Source organism: Phyllobacterium sp. P5_D12 (assembly GCF_054049495.1).
The window spans coordinates 1-2,837 of record NZ_JBFUMG010000562.1; the positions used below are offsets into that span (position 1 = coordinate 1).

The window sequence follows — 2,837 nt, forward strand, 5'->3', positions numbered from 1 at the left end:
ATTCCGCTCGTATCGCGGTGTGGTAGCCGATTGCCACCACTTCTGTTCTCCCAAGCTCATAATCGCCGACAAGCCCTGGCACTGCAACAATAGTTTTCGGGCGGCGTATCGTTCGTTAGGAGGAGCTTTTGGCAAAAGCCATTCATTCCATGATCCGTGTTCTCGACGAAGAGAGGTCGAGATCGTTCTATAAGTCTGCATTCGGTTTGAACGTAGCGGACAGGCTCGATTTCGACAATTTCACCTTGGTCTATTTGCGCAACAGCGAGACGGATTTCGAACTTGAGCTGACCATCAACAAGGGGCGCACCGAGCCCTACGATCTTGGCGATGGCTATGGCCATTTGGCCTTTAGCGTCGATGATCTAGACGCCGAGCACGTTCGCATGAAGGCACAGCAACTCAAGATACGCGATATCGTGGAATTCAAACGCGAAGGAACAATGCTGGCTCGGTTCTTTTTCGTCGAAGATCCGGATGGCTACAAGATCGAGGTTTTGGAACGACAAGGCCGGTATTTGTAATACCGGCCAATGGCGTTGGAGGAACGCCATTGGCCAGCAAGGGCATCCGACGGAAATCCCCGCCGGAATGCCGATAGCAAGCAAGGGAGGAAGTCTATGGTTACCATCTTCAACCGCAGGGCGGCGGCGCCGGACACGCCGGAACCAATTGAAAAACAAGGATTATCGCGACGCGATCTATTGAAAGGCGGTACGGTCAGCCTCGGCGCCATCCTCGTGATCAGCGGCAGTTCGATCATCCATCCAGAATTTGCCTGGGGTCTCGAGACATCCAATCTCAAGCCAAAAACAATGGCGACTTTCATCCAGCTGGCGCGGGATATCTATCCGCACGACCATATTCCGGATCGCTTCTATGCCATCRCAGTCAAGCCCTATGACGCCAAGGCAGGAGAGGACCCCAAGACCAAGAAGATGATCGAGGACGGCATTGCCGATCTCGATAAGCGCGCCGGCGAGGGCGGCTATATCGGTCTCGGATGGGAAGATGACCGGCTGGCGATCCTTCGAAAAGTCCAAGACACGCCTTTCTTTCAAACCGTTCGCGGCGGGCTTGTCACTGGCCTCTACAATCAGGAGGAGATCTGGCCGCTATTTGGTTATGAGGGCGAGTCCTATTCGAAGGGCGGCTACATCGCCCGCGGCTTCGGTGACATCGAATGGCTGTGAACAGCACGCGCAATCAAAGAACTTTCAAGCTAATGGGAGGAAACCATGGCTGCACCTTTTGATCTTAAGGACGACAGTGTCGTCGTCATCATAGGTTCTGGCGCGGGCGGCGGAACGCTCGGCAACGAACTTGCACAAAAAGGCATTGATGTCGTTATTCTAGAGGCTGGTGCCCGCCGCGAATATGAAGACTTCACCAACAATGAGTGGGACAGTTTCGGTCAGCTTGCCTGGGTCGACAAACGGACTACTTCCGGCGATTGGCGTGTCGCCAAGGATTTTCCCAATCTTCCCGCGTGGATCGTCAAATCCGTCGGCGGATCGACGACCCACTGGGCCGGCGCTTCTCTTCGTTTTCAAGACCATGAATTCAAAGCGCTTACCCACTATGGCAAAGTAAAAGGCGCAAGCCTGCTCGATTGGCCTATCACGTTGACAGAGCTGGAGCCTTATTATGCCAAAGCGGAAGACAAGATGGGCGTTACCCGCACCAACGGGATTGCAGGTCTGCCAGGCAACAATAATTTCAAGGTACTCAAAGCTGGTGCTGACAAACTTGGCTACAAGGAGTGCCACACGGGCAATATGGCGATCAACTCCGCCGAGCGCGACGATCGCATGTCCTGCCAGCAGACCGGATTTTGCTTCCAGGGCTGCAAGTGGGGCGCAAAGTGGTCGACGCTCTATACGGAAATTCCAAAAGGCGAAAAGACCGGCAAGCTTGAAGTTCGTCCTAATTCCATGGCCCAGAAGATCGAACACGACAAGAGCGGCAAGGTAACTGGCGTTCTCTACACGGATAAAGATGGCAAGCAGCAATTGCAGAAAGCCCGTATCGTTGCCGTTGCCGGCAATTCGATCGAAAGCCCACGCCTGTTGCTCAATTCCGAATCGAATATGTTCCCCAACGGTCTTGCCAATTCATCCGGTCAGGTAGGGCGGAATTATATGCGCCATACAACCGGATMGGTATACGGCATATTCGAAAAGCCGGTGCACATGTATCGCGRCACGACAATGGCAGGTATTATTCGCGATGAGGCCCGCCACGATCCTTCACGGGGATTTGTCGGCGGTTATGAGATGGAAACATTGTCCCTCGGCCTGCCGTTCATGGCGGCCTTTCTCGATCCAGGCGGCTGGGGACGTTCTTTCACTTCAGCGCTCGACCAATATGTGAATATGGCCGGTCTATGGATCGTTGGTGAAGACATGCCGCAGGAAGACAACCGGATCACCTTGCACAAGGATGAGAAGGACAAGTACGGCCTGCCCATCGCCAATGTGAATTTCAGCGACCATAAGAACGATATAGCCATGCGGGATCACGCCTACGAACAGGGCAAGGCTCTATACGAGGCCGTTGGCGCAACCCGCGTCTTCCCGACCCCGCCTTACCCGTCGACGCATAATCTTGGAACAAATCGCATGAGCGAAAAGGCAAAAGATGGAGTGGTGAACAAGCACGGCCAAAGCCACGACATCAAGAATCTGTTCGTGTCTGATGGCAGCCAGTTCACGACAGGCGGTGCCGAAAACCCGACGCTCACGATTGTCAGTCTTGCAATTCGCCAAGCAGACTACATTGCCAAGGAGATGGCCGCGAAAACAATCTAGCGTAGAATCCTTCCGGCGGCACGACGG

General features: G+C 54.1%; 3 protein-coding genes. All 3 read left to right on the forward strand.

Features of this window, described 5'->3' with window-relative positions; genetic code table 11:
- The first annotated feature begins 128 nt into the window (after window positions 1-128).
- Window positions 129-524 carry a VOC family protein gene (locus ACXJ5O_RS23495; RefSeq protein ID WP_457302012.1) on the forward strand — a complete coding sequence of 132 codons (396 nt, stop codon included), beginning with the start codon at window positions 129-131 and terminating at the stop codon, window positions 522-524.
- Window positions 525-620: 96 nt separating this feature from the next.
- Complete coding sequence (locus ACXJ5O_RS23500; protein WP_457302013.1) at window positions 621-1,193, forward strand: gluconate 2-dehydrogenase subunit 3 family protein; 573 nt, start codon at window positions 621-623, stop codon at window positions 1,191-1,193.
- A 45-nt stretch (window positions 1,194-1,238) separates the two neighbouring features.
- Window positions 1,239-2,810, forward strand: coding sequence for a GMC family oxidoreductase (locus tag ACXJ5O_RS23505; RefSeq protein ID WP_457302014.1), 1,572 nt, complete (start codon window positions 1,239-1,241; stop codon window positions 2,808-2,810).
- Window positions 2,811-2,837 lie beyond the last annotated feature (27 nt).